At 42.4% G+C, this 16667-nt stretch carries 28 protein-coding genes; 12 read left to right on the forward strand and 16 right to left on the reverse strand.

Going from position 1 to position 16667, the window contains the following annotated elements; translation table 11 throughout:
* Positions 1-212: 212 nt before the first annotated feature.
* The gene (locus IJ00_RS08025) at positions 213-509 is read left to right on the forward strand and encodes a hypothetical protein (RefSeq protein WP_035151807.1); all 297 of its coding nucleotides are present in this window, start codon (positions 213-215) and stop codon (positions 507-509) included.
* Positions 490-996 carry an N-acetylmuramoyl-L-alanine amidase gene (locus tag IJ00_RS08030; RefSeq protein ID WP_238178463.1) on the forward strand — a complete coding sequence of 169 codons (507 nt, stop codon included), beginning with the start codon at positions 490-492 and terminating at the stop codon, positions 994-996. The genes IJ00_RS08025 and IJ00_RS08030 overlap by 20 nt, the downstream gene beginning before the upstream one ends.
* Positions 997-1163: 167 nt before the next feature.
* Here IJ00_RS08030 and IJ00_RS08035 read toward each other — a convergent pair whose 3' ends face one another.
* The 3 genes from IJ00_RS08035 to IJ00_RS08045 are packed head-to-tail and all read right to left on the reverse strand — an operon-like array spanning position 1164 to position 4079.
* Positions 1164-3524, reverse strand: coding sequence for a DnaB-like helicase N-terminal domain-containing protein (locus tag IJ00_RS08035; protein WP_035151812.1), 2361 nt, complete (start codon positions 3522-3524; stop codon positions 1164-1166).
* 53 nt (positions 3525-3577) lie between these two features.
* Positions 3578-3820 carry a hypothetical protein gene (locus tag IJ00_RS08040; RefSeq protein ID WP_035151816.1) on the reverse strand — a complete coding sequence of 81 codons (243 nt, stop codon included), beginning with the start codon at positions 3818-3820 and terminating at the stop codon, positions 3578-3580.
* Positions 3807-4079: a hypothetical protein gene (locus IJ00_RS08045; protein ID WP_046814755.1), complete on the reverse strand. Its 273-nt coding sequence runs from the start codon at positions 4077-4079 to the stop codon at positions 3807-3809. The genes IJ00_RS08040 and IJ00_RS08045 overlap by 14 nt, the downstream gene beginning before the upstream one ends.
* Before the next feature lie 36 nt (positions 4080-4115).
* Between IJ00_RS08045 and IJ00_RS08050 the strand changes: the two genes are divergently transcribed.
* The gene (locus IJ00_RS08050) at positions 4116-4412 is read left to right on the forward strand and encodes a KGK domain-containing protein (protein WP_035151823.1); all 297 of its coding nucleotides are present in this window, start codon (positions 4116-4118) and stop codon (positions 4410-4412) included.
* Positions 4413-4499: 87 nt separating this feature from the next.
* Here the strand turns inward: IJ00_RS08050 and IJ00_RS08055 are convergent, their stop codons facing one another.
* Positions 4500-4886 (reverse strand): hypothetical protein, encoded by a 387-nt coding sequence (locus IJ00_RS08055; protein ID WP_035151825.1) that lies wholly within the window; start codon positions 4884-4886, stop codon positions 4500-4502.
* A 93-nt stretch (positions 4887-4979) separates the two neighbouring features.
* On the opposite strand from IJ00_RS08055, the gene IJ00_RS28200 reads away from it, so the two are divergent.
* The 9 genes from IJ00_RS28200 to IJ00_RS08100 all read left to right on the forward strand — a co-directional run bounded on the left by IJ00_RS28200 (position 4980) and on the right by IJ00_RS08100 (position 8905).
* The gene (locus tag IJ00_RS28200; RefSeq protein WP_168163438.1) at positions 4980-5189 is read left to right on the forward strand and encodes a hypothetical protein; all 210 of its coding nucleotides are present in this window, start codon (positions 4980-4982) and stop codon (positions 5187-5189) included.
* A complete protein-coding gene (locus IJ00_RS28825; protein WP_035151831.1) occupies positions 5164-5418 on the forward strand; it encodes a hypothetical protein in 255 nt (84 codons plus the stop codon). Before IJ00_RS28200 ends, IJ00_RS28825 begins: the two co-directional genes overlap by 26 nt.
* Positions 5415-5612 carry a hypothetical protein gene (locus IJ00_RS08070; RefSeq protein WP_035151834.1) on the forward strand — a complete coding sequence of 66 codons (198 nt, stop codon included), beginning with the start codon at positions 5415-5417 and terminating at the stop codon, positions 5610-5612. The genes IJ00_RS28825 and IJ00_RS08070 overlap by 4 nt, the downstream gene beginning before the upstream one ends.
* A 129-nt stretch (positions 5613-5741) precedes the next feature.
* Positions 5742-6197, forward strand: a complete 456-nt coding sequence (locus IJ00_RS08075; protein WP_035151838.1) for a helix-turn-helix domain-containing protein — start codon at positions 5742-5744, stop codon at positions 6195-6197.
* Positions 6194-6454, forward strand: coding sequence for a hypothetical protein (locus IJ00_RS08080; protein ID WP_035151842.1), 261 nt, complete (start codon positions 6194-6196; stop codon positions 6452-6454). The genes IJ00_RS08075 and IJ00_RS08080 overlap by 4 nt, the downstream gene beginning before the upstream one ends.
* A 4-nt stretch (positions 6455-6458) precedes the next feature.
* Complete coding sequence (locus IJ00_RS08085) at positions 6459-6977, forward strand: hypothetical protein (protein ID WP_035151845.1); 519 nt, start codon at positions 6459-6461, stop codon at positions 6975-6977.
* 107 nt (positions 6978-7084) lie between these two features.
* Positions 7085-7249, forward strand: a complete 165-nt coding sequence (locus IJ00_RS28830) for a hypothetical protein (RefSeq protein WP_168163439.1) — start codon at positions 7085-7087, stop codon at positions 7247-7249.
* Positions 7234-7794 (forward strand): hypothetical protein, encoded by a 561-nt coding sequence (locus tag IJ00_RS08095; RefSeq protein ID WP_035151849.1) that lies wholly within the window; start codon positions 7234-7236, stop codon positions 7792-7794. Before IJ00_RS28830 ends, IJ00_RS08095 begins: the two co-directional genes overlap by 16 nt.
* On the forward strand, positions 7784-8905 hold the full coding sequence (locus tag IJ00_RS08100; RefSeq protein WP_035151850.1) for an integrase: 1122 nt from the start codon (positions 7784-7786) through the stop codon (positions 8903-8905). Before IJ00_RS08095 ends, IJ00_RS08100 begins: the two co-directional genes overlap by 11 nt.
* A gap of 319 nt (positions 8906-9224) precedes the next feature.
* Here IJ00_RS08100 and IJ00_RS29900 read toward each other — a convergent pair whose 3' ends face one another.
* The 12 genes from IJ00_RS29900 to IJ00_RS08155 all read right to left on the reverse strand — a co-directional run bounded on the left by IJ00_RS29900 (position 9225) and on the right by IJ00_RS08155 (position 16642).
* Positions 9225-9347: a hypothetical protein gene (locus tag IJ00_RS29900; RefSeq protein ID WP_256388853.1), complete on the reverse strand. Its 123-nt coding sequence runs from the start codon at positions 9345-9347 to the stop codon at positions 9225-9227.
* The gene (locus tag IJ00_RS08105) at positions 9337-9636 is read right to left on the reverse strand and encodes a hypothetical protein (RefSeq protein ID WP_046814756.1); all 300 of its coding nucleotides are present in this window, start codon (positions 9634-9636) and stop codon (positions 9337-9339) included. The genes IJ00_RS29900 and IJ00_RS08105 overlap by 11 nt, the downstream gene beginning before the upstream one ends.
* Positions 9637-9782: 146 nt before the next feature.
* Entirely contained in the window at positions 9783-10502 is a 720-nt protein-coding gene (locus IJ00_RS08110) for a LamG domain-containing protein (RefSeq protein WP_046814757.1), read from the reverse strand.
* Positions 10503-10820 carry a hypothetical protein gene (locus tag IJ00_RS08115; RefSeq protein ID WP_035151854.1) on the reverse strand — a complete coding sequence of 106 codons (318 nt, stop codon included), beginning with the start codon at positions 10818-10820 and terminating at the stop codon, positions 10503-10505.
* Positions 10820-11146, reverse strand: a complete 327-nt coding sequence (locus IJ00_RS08120) for a hypothetical protein (protein ID WP_035151856.1) — start codon at positions 11144-11146, stop codon at positions 10820-10822. Before IJ00_RS08120 ends, IJ00_RS08115 begins: the two co-directional genes overlap by 1 nt.
* Positions 11143-11484: a hypothetical protein gene (locus IJ00_RS08125; protein WP_035151859.1), complete on the reverse strand. Its 342-nt coding sequence runs from the start codon at positions 11482-11484 to the stop codon at positions 11143-11145. The genes IJ00_RS08120 and IJ00_RS08125 overlap by 4 nt, the downstream gene beginning before the upstream one ends.
* A complete protein-coding gene (locus IJ00_RS08130; protein WP_035151861.1) occupies positions 11481-11990 on the reverse strand; it encodes a hypothetical protein in 510 nt (169 codons plus the stop codon). Before IJ00_RS08130 ends, IJ00_RS08125 begins: the two co-directional genes overlap by 4 nt.
* Positions 11974-12198 carry a hypothetical protein gene (locus IJ00_RS08135; protein ID WP_035151863.1) on the reverse strand — a complete coding sequence of 75 codons (225 nt, stop codon included), beginning with the start codon at positions 12196-12198 and terminating at the stop codon, positions 11974-11976. Before IJ00_RS08135 ends, IJ00_RS08130 begins: the two co-directional genes overlap by 17 nt.
* Positions 12191-12733 (reverse strand): hypothetical protein, encoded by a 543-nt coding sequence (locus IJ00_RS08140; RefSeq protein ID WP_035151866.1) that lies wholly within the window; start codon positions 12731-12733, stop codon positions 12191-12193. The genes IJ00_RS08135 and IJ00_RS08140 overlap by 8 nt, the downstream gene beginning before the upstream one ends.
* A 118-nt stretch (positions 12734-12851) precedes the next feature.
* A complete protein-coding gene (locus tag IJ00_RS08145) occupies positions 12852-13673 on the reverse strand; it encodes a hypothetical protein (RefSeq protein WP_035151870.1) in 822 nt (273 codons plus the stop codon).
* Positions 13673-16195, reverse strand: a complete 2523-nt coding sequence (locus IJ00_RS28205) for a hypothetical protein (protein WP_035151871.1) — start codon at positions 16193-16195, stop codon at positions 13673-13675. The genes IJ00_RS08145 and IJ00_RS28205 overlap by 1 nt, the downstream gene beginning before the upstream one ends.
* A 69-nt stretch (positions 16196-16264) precedes the next feature.
* Entirely contained in the window at positions 16265-16642 is a 378-nt protein-coding gene (locus IJ00_RS08155; protein ID WP_238178464.1) for a glucose-6-phosphate dehydrogenase, read from the reverse strand.
* Positions 16643-16667: the final 25 nt, after the last annotated feature.

The following is a 16667-nucleotide window of genomic DNA, read 5'->3' on the forward strand; positions in this document are numbered from 1 at the left end:
TTTGATTCTGTAACTTTTGCTAGCTAATAAAAGGGCAAGTATTAACAGTGCTTGCCCTTTTATTTTTCTCTGTATTTAAGTTATTTCAATCTTTATGATTACGAGAGTTAAATCTACATATTCATAAAGATTAATTAATAAAATAAGAATAGACAAAAAAGCCGCAAACTATGCGGCTCTCAGAAAACTATTACATTCAATTTAATTGTGCCATGCAAAATTTATCTTTCAAGGATTTCCTTGAGATTTCTTTAGGAATCCTAGCGATAATTTCTATAATTTTTCGATGTGCCCATCTGGAGCAAGAAATTTATCGAACCATAGAACAGGTTAAGGATGACGGAACAGCTAAATTTAATAGCCTGTATAACGAGCTAGCTGTACATAAAGCTCAATGTGAAACTCGTTCCCAGATAGAGGAATACAGTCTCAAGCACGTCTATACAAAACTGAAATTTATAGAGAGAAAAATCAGCTTACTAGGGGGAGATGATGAAGATAGCAATTGACCTTGGTCACGGATGTCCCCCGGATAGTGGAGCGGTGGGAATTCGGACAGAGGAGGAAATGATAAATGCCGTTGGGAGAAAACTGATTGACTTACTCAAAGGGGAAGGGCATGAGCTTGTGTTGTGCCGTCCCAGTGGTTGCGGTTCTGTTGGTCAATCCTTGCGGCGGCGGGTAAAAACTGCCAATGATGCCAAGGTAGATTTTTACGTCTCCCTACACTTCAACGCATTTAACGGCAAAGCGAACGGGACAGAATGTTTCGCCATTGGGGGAGTAGGTAGAGCTGTAGCAGAGAAAGTTGTGGGCAACATTGCCCGGTTAGGATTTGTAAACCGAGGGGTGAAAGACGGTTCGCGGTTGTTTGTGGTACGCAATACCAGTATGCCAGCCATTCTGGTTGAAGGCTGCTTCTGTGACTCCCCTGCTGATATCGCCATCTACGAGCCAGAAAGTATGGCTCATGCTATATTTGAGGCGATTTCGTAAGCTTCTGATGCAAATTTCAACTTAGCACCAACCACACCACCCTGATAGAGTGGTGCTTTTTTTTGATACAATCTCCCCGTCTATGTGATATTCGGATTTTTGCGATCGCTTCGGCGGGCTGGAAGCCTATCGCCCCTTTGCTGCATTCCGGGCGATCGCTTTTTGTGTCAACTTGTTTTGAGCCGAATTTTCTCTAAATCAGTTATTGAATCCTCAAACCCATCAGATCGCATGAATACCCATCTACCCCCATCCGGTCGGTATTGGTGAGGACGATATTCAAGGAAGGATGCTTCTATCCATCGATATTCACCATTGATGATGACATCTACCTCATATTTGAATCGCTTAATCAAGCGCTGCACCCATTGCTTAATAACGGATGGAAGTTTCTTGGAATCCTTGCAGCTAGTCGAGGTTTTATAAGGCTCCATACCTGGGAAAAATAACTCGATTGCATAGCCATCATCTTCTCCTCCAGGAGTTGCGATCGCCTTTACTTCTCCTAGTGGTGATTGGTGAAGAGATTTTATTGTGAGTACATTTTTTATACCTTTGTTAGGTTTACGTTTGTTTACACTTGAATCTACATCTGATCCAGTGGGGATTGTCAGTAATTCACCCTTTTCGGTATCAGTCTCTACATCTGATCCGTTCTGTATATCACGCATGATCAGATGTGTAATTTGTGTTCCCGTCTCTTCTGGCAATGGTTCTGGCGATGTGATCAATCCGATCTGATCATGTGATCCGAAAACTTTTTTTTCTGCATTTTCAAAAGTTTGATTTTTTAGGATCACATGATCACATCTCCCAGAACCTTTATCTGGCAAGGGCAGAAGTCCGATCCGAGATGTCGTTTCAGTAGGATCAGTCGGATCACATGTGCGATTAGTTACGGGCGCTACGCGCGAACCGAGGTAGTATACAAGTTTACGACTATCCCCGGTAGCCCTACCCACATTAACTAAACCTTCGTTGGACGCTCTTCTCATCTCTCTGCGTACCGATTCGCGGGCAGAACCAACCCCCTCGGCTATTTCCTCGGCTTGGAATGCTTGACCTAATTTCTCTTTTAAAAACTTGATGCAACGACTCATTAGGCTAGCTGACTGGGAGTTCCCTCCCATGATGTCATCTTCAATCCTGCCCTTGAATGTCCACCCCCAAGAGTCATCATCGTAGACAAATTTGTAAGCACCAGGAGCGCGACTTCTGGATTTTTCAATAGTTAGGGAATTAAATTCCTCAATCTCATTTTTAGTTCGCGCTAACTTCCACACCTCATCTGCACTGGCGATGATGGCACGGCTACCCCTAACGCTACCTTCCGCATTGGCATGGTGGATTACCAGGAAAGTGCAATTAAACTCTTGGGCTAAATGCCTTAGTCGGATAATTGGACGGGCATACTCTGTGTCATTCTCACTATATAAAGATGTAGTGCTGACGCTCATTAAACTGTCGATAATCACAAACTTTGGCTCGTGCTGTTTGAGCATCTGCTTAAGCCGTCCGAATTCCCCTACCGTCCACTCGTCACAGATAACCATCCGATTGGCTACGGTGTCATCTGCGAAAAAATCCTGCATTTCTAGTAACTTGCTAGTGTTTCTTGCACCCTGGTCAGTTTCGATTAACAGGGTTTTCATTGGTTCGATTTCCGCACCGTCGTAAGTGAACGTGCCACCAGCACAGGCATATTTTGCCAGTGTCATGGCGGTTCGAGTTTTCCCCACACCCGCACCACCGTAGGCAACGAGAACCGAACCAAGGGGAATTAATCCTGGAAATATCCAGTTTTGCTCTTGGTTGCCATGCTTCTCAAAATATTCCTTAGCCGTGTAGGTGTAGGTTTTGTTCTGGCTATCGAGCCATTTTGCGTGAAAATCAAGAAGTTCTTTTTTGTTGCTAAACTTCCACTTCTTGGCTAGTTTCCGCATCAACCAATCACGTTGAGCAGCGTTTTCTATATCTTCTATCTCTTCTAAATCCTTGCAGAGATTTTCAAAAGCTACGGTGTCTCTTTTTTGCCAGTATCCCTGATCATCGTGTTTTCTTAGTCCAGTAATTTGTAAAACTGTTTGTTCCAGTTTTTCAAGCGTCCATGATAATGGGTTTTCTCTGTCATGGGCTAGCTGTTCTATCTGGCTACTCAGTAAGCTTAATCTTCTGCGTGTATGCTTTTCTAAAAGCACTTCCGTAGCTGATTCTACTCCCGCAGAGGAAACAATTGAATCTATTAGATTGGTAAGGGCAGAACGACCGCCCACAGTACCTAGGAGATTTTTGTCAGCAAGGATATTTGCTACAGATAGCAGATTTATTGATATTTGGTTGCGGTGTAATTCGAGACAACTTTTATAAATTATCTGGTGTTTTTCCAGGGTAAAAGCGTCAACAGGTAGCTTATCTGCAATTTTGTAAATAGCTGCGGAGTCTAGTATAATAGAACCTAGAACCGCCATTTCCGCATCAATGTTGTTTATCGGACGTTGTGCCGAATAGGTGGAATCAATATTAAACATATTAATTACTCCATTTCTACTAGTTAAGGTTTATTGGCTGGTAGTTTTTTTTGCTAATTTTTGTCCAAGATGGACATTCTAAGATGAATTCTGATTGCTTCTAGGCGGATAGAATCCTTAATCTTTTGATTACCTTCAATGTTTTTAGGAAGGCAATGGATGATTTTTGCGGCTATCAATACCTCATCTTCTGGAGACAAACCATACTCTTTTTCGCAATAGTCAATTAGTCTGTCTTTGGCATATCCCAAGTGTTGGGAGTTCTGAACAAAGGCGATCGCGTCAATTTCCTTCATTTCCTTTCTCCATATCTTTCAATTTTTGCCTGACTTCAATTACAGTTCGTCTTAAAGCTTGCTCTAAAGATGGATTGTCATTGACACATTGAGGCATCGAAGAGAGGAAGAACGCTAATACCCAGGTTGCCTCAGTTGCATTAATATCTAGTTTCTTCTCTAGGAAATCGGAGAAGAATGCCAGGGATGAGCCACAGGCTTGAGAAGCTTTGAAAAGTTCGATCGCCATCGCTGATTCTTCTGGTGTTTGTCGTGTCATGACTGGGAATACTAGGGTGAGAGTTTGGTGCTAGGCATGAGTGTTAACGAATTGCGTCCTGATGATGTCGTCTCTTTGGATAAAAGTAAAAATCCTATCGCTGTATCTACTTTTCAGGTAAAGGAGTTAACTAGTAACCTTGCAAATAGATGTGGTAGGGAACTATCCCCGGAAACGATAAAACAGTGGAGTTCGTCTGGCGTTGAGTGTCAGGTTTTGCGAACTGACGGAAAAGGGTGGAAAAAAGGGAAAATTCGCTTGGCTTTAGAGTTTGTCCCTGATGAGGTTGATTCCCCACTAAACGAACTGAGGGAAAAATTAAATATTGAATAGGTCGCTCTGGCGTGACCGTCCCCGTGAGGGTGATAAGCCTGAAAAATGAACAAAAAAAAATCGCTTCACCTTTGTAGGGTGAGCGAATTAATTTTCTTCTTGACTGATCGCCATCAAGCGTTGAATCTCTTCTTCTACTTCTTTAATGGAGCGCCTAAAGTCAGATTCTTTCTGTCTGCTTCTTTCCAGGTAGTCTTTTAGAGTCGCTTGATACTCGTTTACAAATGAGAAGTACTCAGACTCTAGCGCTTTGAGTCTGCCAAGCATTTTCCCAGTAAAATCGTCGCCTCCGTCGATTTGATTAAAACGTAGTTCCCTTTCGCTATCCCAGTTACTAACTCTGTCCTGGTCTTCACTCCGAGGGATTCCGCTTGAACTTGCAACTGCTCCCAGTCCTTCGGAACCATCCGCATCGAAACATTGACAGTTTCCTCTTGCACCTTTCTTGGTCTTGGCATTTGTCGTTGCTCTCATAGCATCATCCAAATTATTGCATATGCAAAATAGTTATGCATTCGCAAAATGCTTGACTTTATTTTTGCATATGCGTAATATATCACTATAGTTTTGCATTTGCAAAATACTTGCACCCAAAAAAAAACCAGCGATCGCCCCCTGGTAGAACAAAGCGGGCGGGGTGTGCAGCGCAAACAAGAAAAACCCCCAAACCACACAGAGATAGCAGCCTGTGGGCATGGAGCCGGAGAAAGACTTGCTAGGGGAAGTCGGACAAGCCTAACGAGGAATAAATATGAAGCCGATTGGATACTACGTTGATACAAAAATCCCTGTAGTAGGGGAGATAGAACAGAGATATGGTTCCATGTTGCAAAAAATAAGTCAGGGAGAAAAAATCTATCTGGCTTTTCATCTTTGCGGGAATCTGGAAGACTCGCATCCTGACGCGAGATACAGAATCGAAAACATTTGCGAGCAGATAGACGAACATCTGTCTGAAGAATCGGACGTTATCGGATTACTCAAGGCACTGGTGAATAGCCTATGAACGTGCGAAACGAAATCCTAATAGCAGATGAAGCTCAATCACTAGAGACAGCCGGGGTCGTAAGAGATTACGACACCTGGAATTTAGTTAATGGACATGGATGGGAAGACACGAAAAAGGAGGCGGTCAACAGCACTAACCTTTACCTTGCTCGACTGGATGAGGGATTGCAGTCTCAAGGCACTAGTGAATAAATCAAAAGGCGATCGCACCAAGCTAAGAAGCGATCGCCAGTAAATCCAAAAACTTGAAATTGATAGGAGTATTTTACGTGAAAGCGACAATCGACGGCATCAGTAACTTACAAGCAATTGGGGGATACTGTGCGCAAACAATTACCTAAGTCTGTACTCACTACCCCCCAGGTTGCAGAAGCTATAGGAGTAGCAGAAGGGACGGTACGTAGTTGGTTATCCCGTTACACCTGCTTTGTTGAGGGACACCACTACATCAAGGAAGAAAGCGGACGTACTTTGTGGTTAGAGGCTGGGGTTGAGTTTTTGAAAACCCGTGCAACGGATTTTGCAACGGAAAATGCAACAGAAACTGTTGCACCAGGGGAAGAAATCATAGAACCACTACTAGAAGCCACATCCGAGGCTTTAGCTTACTTGTTTCTTGAGAAATTACCAGAACGCACAGTACAGAAAATTAAACAAATGCTCCACAACCCCACAGATAAGGATAAAGAGGTTTTGGAGGTAGCCAAACAAAAATCAATCCAATCAGGGGCGAGTTACTTAATCGCTAATTCAACAACTCGGAGGTTAGCGGGATGAGAAATACCAAACCATCACCTAATGTTGTCCCCTTCCGTGGGGAAATGTACCCACAGGCAGTCCCTGAAATCACCCCACCAGCACAACAGTCCAACACCAGTTTTATCCTGTTTTTCTGTCTGTGTTTGGTCGGTGCAGGAATCGGACTAGGTGCAACGTTGACTTATAACTCAACGGACCAGGTACAAATCCGAGAGATGCAACAGCAGTTGCAGCAATTAAACCAAGTCAAAAAACAATTATGTACAGGAGTTTGAACTAATGGGAATCATGGGAACCGTTTTTAACCGTACAGGCACGGGCGGGAATGATAACAGTCAGGATAAACGCACATATCAAGGTGATCACAACTTAGACATCGACACTACTTTAAAACCAACTGACGATAATGTAATTTCCCCGCTTAACCAGAACAACTGGGAGAGTATCCGTACTCAATCCGTGGTTATTTCTCCTACCTATTTCACAAAGGAACAAGCTGACAACCTCAAAAAGCTTGCTAGACAGAAAAAATTAGAAGCGACTCAAACCAAGCGTGCTTATAAATCCTTGAAAACCTTAGAGAAAACGGATGCAACAGTTCATGTAGAACACAGAAATTATCAAAAAACTGTAGCCAAGTCAGAAGCAACAAAACAGCGTTCTAACGCCAGTTTATCCAGGCAATTGCACAGATTACGACCAGAGTATGTGCAGATGGGTAAATCCATCGAACGCGCCGAAAGTAAGGCAGAAAGAAGGATTACCGAACTTAAGGCGAAAGTAGAGGCAGCAATCTAATGGTGGCTAAGGCATTGTATCTAATTGGATTATTTCTAGTTGGATGCAGTGCCTCAAGCCTGTTGTCTTGGCTTGGGTCATTGCATCCCAATATGTTTAGAGTCGTGATGTCTGCTTACGGTTTACTGGCATCTGTTTGGTGTATTTGCTGGTTGTGTGACGATGCGATCGCACCCTATTTCAAAGCTAAAAATTTAAACTTCTATGCTTGCTTAATAGGTTTTGCTGTTGCAGTAATTTTGGGGGGTATGGTTACATGGATTACCAGTTAAGTACATGGCATAAAGCCTACATTGCTGCTGCTTGTGGATTGACCATGTGGTTGACTTCTCAAGCCCCAGTGGGGAAATTTGGTAAAGGCGTTTTTCTCTCCCTGTCACTGTTGCATAGTATTGCACTAGTAAGAATAGCTAAACCATTAATTAGAGAAGAAGCCTATACAATCGCTCAATCTGTGATGAGTCAAGAGTTAAAAAATGCCGAGTTAGTGTTGCAAACAACTCAGATTGAAGGCGAATTACATCAACTTTATGCAACAGAACCAAGTTCCGAGCCTGGTTACAACCCGGAAATTATTGACGAACTACGGGAATCGCTAGAAGCCTTGTGGCATACAGTCGCAACAGAAACAAGTTCCGAGGTTACAGGTTCCGGGAACCGAAAAAATCTGTATTTAGCAATCGTAAATTTATTGGAAATTGGGCAAACTGAAACTTTTATTATCAAAGAAATCTTTCAATGTCGGGGACGGCGTTATCAAGAAGGGAAGGATTTTTTGGAAGAACTATTAAGAGAAGGAAGGGAAAATGAGTGGTGATACTGACGATCGCATTGCATCTGCGAACGCCAGATTAAAAGCAGCAAATGTGAAGTTAATAATCGAACCGAACGGGGGAAAGTTATCTCTACGCGGTACACTTCCCCAAAAAAATGGTGAGGGGAATAAACAGCAACGAATACCCCTAAATATCACGGCAACAGCCGACGGGATTAAACAAGCTGAGAGTGAAGCTCACGCGATTAGACGTGACTTAAATGCAGGTAGATTTAATTGGGATAGTTATATTCACAGTGAACCACTAGTAGAACACCCGAAGCTAATTCTGATTAAAGACTGGCTAGAAGCATTTGAAGCTGATTATTTTAATAGACGTGAGAAAAACCAAAAATCCCTAACAACTTGGTATGGTGACTATCATCAAGTTTTTAAACATCTCCCCCAAAACAAAAAGCTCACCGAGGAGAATCTACGACGGGTAATTTTAACCACAGCCCCCGACACTAAAAACCGAAAACGATATTGTAATATTTTGGGTGCGTTAACGAAGTTCGCCGGACTGGATTGTAATTTCAGAAATTTATCAGGGAATTACAGCCCCAAAAAGGTTACGCCGCGTGATATCCCTTCCGATGCAGATATCGTTAATTGGTACGAAAAGCTGGTAAATCCGGCTTGGCGGTGGGCATACGGAGTACTCGCGACCTACGGGTTGCGTAACCATGAGGTATTCAGACTAGATTACGAACGGTTAAAAACCGGGGATAGAGTTTTATCCGTTCTTGATGGGAAGACAGGGGCGCGTCGTGTATGGGCAATCTATCCTGAATGGTTTGATACTTTTGATTTGTCCAATGTGTTGCTTCCAAAAGCTAACCTGTCTCGGACTGATGCCCAACTGGGAAACAACGTGACTCATTATTTTGTACGCCACGGTTTACCATTTAGCGCTTATGACTTACGCCATGCGTGGGCAATACGTTCGCTTGAGTTTGGGCTTGACATCACATTAGCGTCTCAACAAATGGGACACGCCTTAAAGGTTCACAGCGAAACTTACCACCACTGGATTAGTGAACGTCACCACCAACGGGCTTATGATTTGTTGACGACCAGGAGCGATCGCCCCAAACCCCCTAATTTCAGATGACTAAAATCTGACTAAATACTGGAACGATTGCTATAGCTTGAACTTATTGATTAATAACCCTTAAAACCCTTGCCTCAGTGGATTTTTGTAGTATGTCACTGGGGTTTTTACGTAGTTACTTAGTGTCTGAAAATCCTCGTGTCACGAGTTCAAGTCTCGTTCCTGGCATGACCCAAAAGCCTCTCCCAGAGAGGCTTTCCAACTTTTCCAAATCAGGCTTTCTTATCCAGACTAATTTAAATGACTAAAATCTGACTAAAATCTATCTAAATTTTGATAGATTTATCAGGTTTGATTATCAAGCAAAAGGCGATCGCCCTCACTTCACAAGCAAGCGACGTTCTACGTCTAGAGATTCAGGCATCCGTTCCCCGTTTCTAGTCGCTTCATGCCAGTAAAAATTTCCATCTGGAATGATGGCAGAATTTAAATTAATTCGCATTATTTGATTCTCCTAACATTAAATCTACTTTTTCTTCTAGGTTTTGTAGCCTGACAACTAAGTATTTAATTGAATATTTATCTGTTTTGGCGCGGGTATCGCATTCGACAATATGTAGCGCCAATTTGTTTTCTATGACTGTGCAACGTTCCCACAGGTCGTCCCGATTCTTGTCTATAGCTAAATATATCTTGTGTTCAATCTTAGCGAATTGATAGACAATTCCTATGAAGGTTACTACCCCTAAGAAAAGCTGAAGATATTCAGCAATAATACGTATCTGTGACATAATACTAATTGATTAAAGTGCTTAACATTATGGCGCTAACCCTTCCTGTGTTCGGGTTCGCGCCATTTTAATTTTACTCCCTCTGTTATGAAGAAATATTGATTAAATTGTATTTTTTCTAATATGTCTAATCAGAGGATAATTGTTTATAAAATTATTCCTTTGTCTGCTAACCATAGACGGGATTGTTTAAAGTTATCTGTTCGTTCGGTGTTACTTAATTCCCTGTTGTAGATTCTAAATAATGACAAGCAACCATTTAAATACGCCTCACCATTCCAATTAGACCGCCCCAAGAAATTGTTATTCCTTGTAAGGTTGCTTGGTGTTAGTAAATTTCCTCTTGCTTGTAGGGAATTATTTATATAAATTTTTCCTGTTCCCGATGAAAAGCTGACACAAATATAAACCCATTCTAATAATTTGGTTGAGAATGGAGCCACCACAGGACTACTAAATTGACCATTAGCAATAATATCTAGGTGTAGTCTCCCACTCCCATTATTAGATGAACTCAGGAGAACATTCTCGTTAGCTTGTCCGTTGCCAAAATCAAAAATTCTTGCCCATGCAGCGTAGTCTCGTAAAAATAGGCAAGTCTCGACGGTGAAAGCTCCGGGGAAATAAATCCCAGAGGGACAAGCAATATAATTATCATCAATAAAATCAACCCCAACATTTAACCAATCAATAGGGGTAACATCTTGAGAATCAGTAGCAGAACTATTACCTGATTGTCCCGTCCTATTATTCCCTGAATAATCGGTAATAGTTGTTTCAGTAAATCTATACTCAAGCTGCAAGCCACTATTTACAATAGTCGGGGTATTTATATTTTCTGACTTCTGTAAATTACTAATAGGCATCTAACTAAATTCCCTAACTTCTATTGATGCCGTTCCCGTTGATAAAATAGCGTGAAATGCTCCTGTGTAAATAGGTTGCGGCATTTCATAATAAGCGTCGGGTGCTAGTTTAAACGCATAGTCACTGGTCGTGACAGAATTTGAAAAATCAACATATATCGTTTTGTCACTGGAATTAAAAAAGGTTAACCCTTTTCTATTACTATTACTTGCTACCAAAACAGATGCTGTTGTTGATAGAGAGTTGCTGATTTGTGGGGCTTGAGTTGATACAGTCTCTGTATTAGAAAAAGTTGGGGAAGGATTAGATATAGGCATTATTCAGAACACTCCACAAACGATAATTTAGAATTTTGTGCAGAGATAACGGACACTTTCCCCTTATAAAGATTGATGGAAGTAATCTCAAAGCTTCCATTCGGTTTAAGAACAATTCCCTTGTTAATCGCTGCTTTGGTTTTATCTTCCAAAACCAGCGTAATGTCTGATAGAGAATTATTGATAAAAGCCGCGTAAGTGCGCTTCCCATTGCCGTTTAAGACGGTAACAGGGGTATTCTTAGGGATGGCAATTTCGTCATTATTGCACTTAATAAAACCAGAGTCGGAAGACTCTGGAAGAATTGCACCAGGATTATTAATCATTCAGTCGGGTCAATTAAATTATTTACGAATTGGGCAGTATTTACAGCGACTCGCACAGTAAATTCAAATTCTGGTTGGTCTGGGGTTCCTACTAAATCTTGTGAGCAAAAAGTAATAGGGTGTAATGGTGGATTAGCATCCCCTCTGGCATCATTGACCGAGTTTGTAAGGGTTGCCAGAGATTGCATCAATTTCACGATGCCCTCAATCAATGAGCTTTCGGTGGTTAAAGTATCCCCGGTCAATTGGGATAGGTTGAGTTTAAGCTGGTTATTACCAACAAATTCCACAGCACCAGGTGGTAATTTATCTGCTAATGCAGCGTAAGTTAGGTTCATAAATTATCAATTTTCGCTTCAATTGTTTCTAGTTTTGCTCTAGCTGCTTGGATTAATTCTTCAGTAGTATCTGTTTCTTCCCCGCGATATTCCCAGATACTTAGAGTCAGCGATTTAAGCCATGCTACAGCGTCAAATCTCAACCTAAAATTGCTCGAATATTTGGGGAAGATAACTAGCTGAATTCTGTTTAATCCAATGATTCGACTATTCCCATCAATGGCAGTAGAGGGGGTTCCTGGAAGTCCTTCAAAGACAACCTCATCACTAATGGAAACGCCGATGATTTCCTGAGTGAGGTATCCGGCACGATACCATGAGGGGCGGGCTTCCCTGGAAAATGTCCCAATCAGAAAAATACGACTAGTCGGAATCAAGGGGACTTCTACCGGGTCAATGTAGGGAATTCTTACGCCTACAGGTTGATCGGGGTTCTGGTTTGTGAGTCTAGCTGAGTAGACCAACTCCCATGACCCCAATTCGGAAGGGTTAAATGATAAGCTCATCGGTCGATGCCCACCCTTCCGCAGCTGTAAAAACATCGGTTCCTAATTCGTGTAAAAAATTCAGGAACCAATCAGCGTCAACTTCCCCACGGGAAAAAGCATCAGTGGCATTAGCTCGAAGTATCATTAGGTCTACTTCTTCTTCCCATTCCTTTTCCGACTGCCCAGGATACCAGAGACCGGGAGTAGGTAAGAAAAGATTACTCACCGCTACCAGTAATTAAAAATTTCTCAGGACTGTACCAAACTCGACCATAAGCCCCACCCAGCTTACTTTTTACCGAGTTAAAAAGAGTTCTTATCTCAGTATCCATTGCTGCAACAGATTGGATTGAGAAAGGTGCAGTGTAACTGTACTGAGACTTACTTCCTCTGGTTCCCTTTCCATAGTGGACATAAGGTCTCTTACTTCCGGCTGCTCGGATTACTTCTGGGCTTGCATCCGCTACTATCGCATGGGCTTTTGCTGGTTGAGCGCCTCTGGGCAATGGGTCTTCCGCCGTGGAATCAACTAAATTTAATGCCGTTTGTGTGAAAAATTGTACTGATTCTTTGGAAGCCTGAACCCGGTATTTTTTCGCGCCTTCTCCCGCCGCGATTGACATTGGTTTGTAAGCTAAAGACAGCTTAGGTCTACGTTGTGTTGCAGTTCCATCTTCTCTATCTGGGGCTTTATACGCTGCCCTATTTCTTGCGTACTCAAGCTGTTTTTCCAACTCGCGTACTGATTTACGTCTTGCCATAATCGTTTCTTCTATACTTAGCCTTCATTCCCTTTTATAGCAGGTGTTTTGTCAATTTTTGCTGGCGAATGAGTTAACTAGTCCGGTAAATGTTTGTACAACCTATCAGTAGTTACACTTATACTCGCTCAATAACACTACGTAAACGTGTGCTACCAAACGCGACTAAATTTACAGGGTGATGCTGACCCCAAATGAGAAGTTGAGCATACCTGAACCTTACATCTACACGTCTTCTACGAATTGGTTTGTTTACCTGTCTTCCATAGACACGGTGAGTTCCTGGATTAGTTGAATAGGTGCGGTCATGTTCTACAAATTGAAAATTATCACGGTCAAAAGTGTGATTCTGGATGCTCAAAACCTTCCTGACTACACGCTCCCCCTCAGCTTTATTTTTTACGAATAATCGCAAATCATAACCGCGCTCTAAATCTTGGTATGTCGCCTTGAACCATCCTTTTTCCCAAATTAAAGCGGGAGTGGCTATTTCTTGTTTTATAGCCCTTGCTAATTGTTCGGCTTTGGCTCGTGAGATAGTTTCTTGTGTTTCATTCATCAGTCGGAAGGTAATTTCCCCTTCTGCCTGGGGAACTTTGTTAGTAGCGTGAGTTACTGTATCCCATGGTTCCAAAAAATAGAGTTTTACCTGTGGTTTAAATCTGCGATCAGGTTGATATTCTTGCACAGGAATTCCATACACTGGACGTTGCACCGATTGAAGTCTCCCTACAACAACTTCAAACAACCATTGACGCTGTTGCATCATAATTCCAGAGTCATCATCTTTTATCAAACAAGCGTGTTTTAAACTTGCTTTTGGGGTTGATATATCGTTGTCTGCTTGGTTTTTAAAATAAGCTCTAACTGCTTTATTATGTTCGCGTCTGATGGAGTCTTGAAGGTGTTCAAACTCACTAAATCCATTTGGTAAAGGCATTATTCGTCTTCCTCCTTGTCTGAGTCAGTAATGTCTTTCCCTTCACTAACTGCTTTCTCTGTATCTTTGCGTTGTTTAGTCGCTTTATTGTCTGGTCTATCTTTTGGTAAAGCGTCTTCAAGATTCTTGTTAAATTCGTTTCTTTGCTCGTTTAACTCATTTAAATTGTCTTGGATAGAAACAATTTCACTTGTTACCATCTCTATTCCAGAAGCAGCTTCCTCTAGGTTCTCTAACCGTTGTTGCCACTTGCTTTGAGCGTTTACACGCTCTGGCATCCAGTTGTAAGCTTTTTCACCTACTACACCGAATCTTTTTAAAGCATTCCCGATTTTCCCGGTGTTTTCTGCCGTCCATTCAGCAACACTACGAGCGGAATCAAACATACTTCTCACGCTACTAGCAATATTAGCTGCTGACTGATAAATTCTATTCCATTTTTTCCAGGTAGTTTTCATCCCTGACCACGTTTCGACTCCAAATATGCCTTTGGCAATATTATCTACAAAGTCTCCTATAATTTCCCTAGAATTGAACCCTACACCCTCTAAATCTTCAAAAAAGATATTAGCAATATTGTCTACAACTCCGAAAAGAGTATCCCCGATACTCGATGACAGCATATATGCATTGTGAAGAGTATTTACCCAGGTAAATACATTCAGTAATCGGTCAACTTTCAACCATTTAGTAAACATCTTTGTATAGTCTGTTAAACCAATTGGTTGACCACCCTTGCCAATTATTTGAGGTCCTACACGTCTGGTGTAGTCCTCAAAAAAGGCTTGGGTTTGACCAGATAAACCATTTTGATGTACTTTCGGTCCGAGGCGATTCAATACCTCTTGCAGTCCTACCAGGTCTAAACCGTTGAGAATTGCGTTTAGCTGGTCGAGTTTGTCGCCATTGTCTTTTGATTGTTGCAAGGTGTCTTTTCCCTGCTTGAAAATACTTGCTCCACAGGGGTCACAAGTAGAACCGGGGGCGGGTTCCGGTTGGGATTGGGGAATTCCTGGGGATACATTAGGTCTAGGTAACACGGGTGGGAATTGTTTAGGGGCTTTTTCTGGGTCTGATGTTGTACCGGGGTTGGGATTAGGGTTGGGGTTGGGGTTGGGATTAGGGTTGGGATTAGGGTTGGGGTTGGGATTGGGATTAGGGTTGGGATTAGGGTTGGGATTGGGGTTGGGATTGGGATTAGGATAACTAGAACCTGTTGGAGTGAAATCTCTCCGAGAGGACGGGCTGGAGTGGGAAACAGGTTTAGGGGTTGAGCCTTCAACTGGTCCATGGTCAAGTAATGAGAATTCAGTGTAATAATTTGCCTGTCCACTTCCCCCGAATGATGCCCAATTAATATCCGGGGTGGCTCCTCGGTTTGTCCTTCCCCTGCTCAATAAGTCAAAGCTTTGTCCCCATGGTTCGGATACAAAACGATATCCCGCAAATGGAGACCAAAAAACATATCTGACAACTTCACTCCCAAAAATATTACTAACTAGGAAGTCAGCATAATATGCGGCTCCATTTGGTTGTCCTTCTGTATCAATGTATGTGGTGTTTCCTGGAATTGGGGTTAGTGGCGACTCTGTGGGGCTTGGTGGGGGAAAGAATACGTCTGCAACATAATTCCCAATCATGGAGCCAATAATTGACCCCGCAAAAGTTCCGACGGGTCCCGCTAAACTTCCCAGAGTCGCGCCGATGGTTCCGGCTGTTGTGGTGATGACTGTTGCAGCTGCTGCTTCTGCTAGTGGTTGCCCATTAGAAATTCTCATCCCAAATTCTAGGGATGTTGTAACTACTCCCAAACCAGGAATTAATTTGCCAAATTTACCCGGTTTTCCTGTGGGAGTGAAATTTTTTGGGGAACTAGGGGGAGCTAAAAAGCCCTTGGGTTTTGCTGGTGTAGGTAGGTCAAATTTGACTTCTTTAACCTGAACTTTTACCGGGTTTTTTGGTGTTGTGTGGGGAATAAAATCCGGTACTTTCTGGCTAGGGTCAAAGAGTGGGTCTATCTGGGTTTTATAACCAGGTCGCGCTCCTGGTGTTGCGGATGGTGGCGCAAGGTCTACTGTAGACGGGGTTGAGGGGGGATGTTGAACCGATGGAGATTTTACCCGGTTTAATTGCTCCTGACGTAGCCGGATAATATCTTCTAATTCGTTGGGTGGGGTAATGTTTCTGGGTGGTTTGTTTAGCTGGTCAAATCCATCCGGGGGTAATATTTCAACCTCTCGGATAAAGGCATCAGAACCCGTAACCCGCTTGTAAAGGTCATCTATCTGTTTTCTCTGCTCAAAGGCATTTTTTAGGGCTTCTTGCTTCTCTACAAGTTCTCTAACCGCGTTGTTAAATGATTGGGATGATTCATCAATAACCTTATTAGAAATAGGGGGACGAGCTAACTCTCCCCCTTTTTCTACCCTCAGAAATTCCAACTTAGGTTTAGTTTTTGGAGCCGGATTATCAAAATTTAAATCAAGCTTTGGTTTAGATTTTTTAGGTTCCTCAAAATCCATCCGGAACGGGTCACGGAACGAATTCTGAAATGGGTTATTTAGCGGGTCTCTGAGGGGTTGCGGTTCCATTTATGCGGCAGTCTTGAAGCTAGCAGGGATTGCGGTTTCACTTATGGGCATGGCATATGTCCATGGGTTGTTTGCACCTATTAAATGCTCAACATTCATAGGGATAGACATCCGAATTAATGCCCGGTATTTGTTGTCTGCTTCGACGTAAAACACCCCATGTTGTGCGACACGCTGTGTGTATCCTGGGGCTTCAATTGCCGTGGTTGTCAGATTGATTTGCGCTAATGCTGAACCCACCCAGAAAGCAAGTTTTTCTAGGGAATCGATGTTACTTGGTAAGTCGGTGTCTTTGTTGAAGGCTGTCATATTTGATGATGTAAGATTAAATACATCATGAAATACGATTCTTTGGCGATCGCCCCGTGTTCTTCTCACGCGATCGCTTTTTCATATTAACTAT

Origin of the sequence: Calothrix sp. 336/3 (genome assembly GCF_000734895.2) — a bacterium.
In the GTDB taxonomy this organism is placed as follows: domain Bacteria; phylum Cyanobacteriota; class Cyanobacteriia; order Cyanobacteriales; family Nostocaceae; genus 336-3.

Bases quoted from the DNA above. Each gene is read 5' to 3' on its own strand.
- IJ00_RS08145 (WP_035151870.1), bottom strand. From the start codon at position 13,673: ATGCCTTTACCAAATGGATTTAGTGAGTTTGAACACCTTCAAGACTCC.
- IJ00_RS08080 (WP_035151842.1), top strand. From the start codon at position 6,194: ATGAGAAATACCAAACCATCACCTAATGTTGTCCCCTTCCGTGGGGAA.
- IJ00_RS08025 (WP_035151807.1), top strand. From the start codon at position 213: ATGCAAAATTTATCTTTCAAGGATTTCCTTGAGATTTCTTTAGGAATC.
- IJ00_RS08095 (WP_035151849.1), top strand. From the start codon at position 7,234: ATGGATTACCAGTTAAGTACATGGCATAAAGCCTACATTGCTGCTGCT.
- IJ00_RS08040 (WP_035151816.1), bottom strand. From the start codon at position 3,820: ATGAAGGAAATTGACGCGATCGCCTTTGTTCAGAACTCCCAACACTTG.
- IJ00_RS08120 (WP_035151856.1), bottom strand. From the start codon at position 11,146: ATGATTAATAATCCTGGTGCAATTCTTCCAGAGTCTTCCGACTCTGGT.
- IJ00_RS08050 (WP_035151823.1), top strand. From the start codon at position 4,116: ATGAGTGTTAACGAATTGCGTCCTGATGATGTCGTCTCTTTGGATAAA.
- IJ00_RS08110 (WP_046814757.1), bottom strand. From the start codon at position 10,502: ATGCCTATTAGTAATTTACAGAAGTCAGAAAATATAAATACCCCGACT.
- IJ00_RS28830 (WP_168163439.1), top strand. From the start codon at position 7,085: ATGTCTGCTTACGGTTTACTGGCATCTGTTTGGTGTATTTGCTGGTTG.
- IJ00_RS08070 (WP_035151834.1), top strand. From the start codon at position 5,415: ATGAACGTGCGAAACGAAATCCTAATAGCAGATGAAGCTCAATCACTA.
- IJ00_RS08045 (WP_046814755.1), bottom strand. From the start codon at position 4,079: ATGACACGACAAACACCAGAAGAATCAGCGATGGCGATCGAACTTTTC.
- IJ00_RS08085 (WP_035151845.1), top strand. From the start codon at position 6,459: ATGGGAATCATGGGAACCGTTTTTAACCGTACAGGCACGGGCGGGAAT.
- IJ00_RS28205 (WP_035151871.1), bottom strand. From the start codon at position 16,195: ATGGATTTTGAGGAACCTAAAAAATCTAAACCAAAGCTTGATTTAAAT.
- IJ00_RS08105 (WP_046814756.1), bottom strand. From the start codon at position 9,636: ATGTCACAGATACGTATTATTGCTGAATATCTTCAGCTTTTCTTAGGG.
- IJ00_RS08055 (WP_035151825.1), bottom strand. From the start codon at position 4,886: ATGAGAGCAACGACAAATGCCAAGACCAAGAAAGGTGCAAGAGGAAAC.
- IJ00_RS08115 (WP_035151854.1), bottom strand. From the start codon at position 10,820: ATGCCTATATCTAATCCTTCCCCAACTTTTTCTAATACAGAGACTGTA.
- IJ00_RS08100 (WP_035151850.1), top strand. From the start codon at position 7,784: ATGAGTGGTGATACTGACGATCGCATTGCATCTGCGAACGCCAGATTA.
- IJ00_RS08030 (WP_238178463.1), top strand. From the start codon at position 490: ATGATGAAGATAGCAATTGACCTTGGTCACGGATGTCCCCCGGATAGT.
- IJ00_RS28825 (WP_035151831.1), top strand. From the start codon at position 5,164: ATGAAGCCGATTGGATACTACGTTGATACAAAAATCCCTGTAGTAGGG.
- IJ00_RS08130 (WP_035151861.1), bottom strand. From the start codon at position 11,990: ATGAGCTTATCATTTAACCCTTCCGAATTGGGGTCATGGGAGTTGGTC.
- IJ00_RS29900 (WP_256388853.1), bottom strand. From the start codon at position 9,347: ATGCGAATTAATTTAAATTCTGCCATCATTCCAGATGGAAATTTTTAC.
- IJ00_RS08035 (WP_035151812.1), bottom strand. From the start codon at position 3,524: ATGTTTAATATTGATTCCACCTATTCGGCACAACGTCCGATAAACAAC.
- IJ00_RS08125 (WP_035151859.1), bottom strand. From the start codon at position 11,484: ATGAACCTAACTTACGCTGCATTAGCAGATAAATTACCACCTGGTGCT.
- IJ00_RS08140 (WP_035151866.1), bottom strand. From the start codon at position 12,733: ATGGCAAGACGTAAATCAGTACGCGAGTTGGAAAAACAGCTTGAGTAC.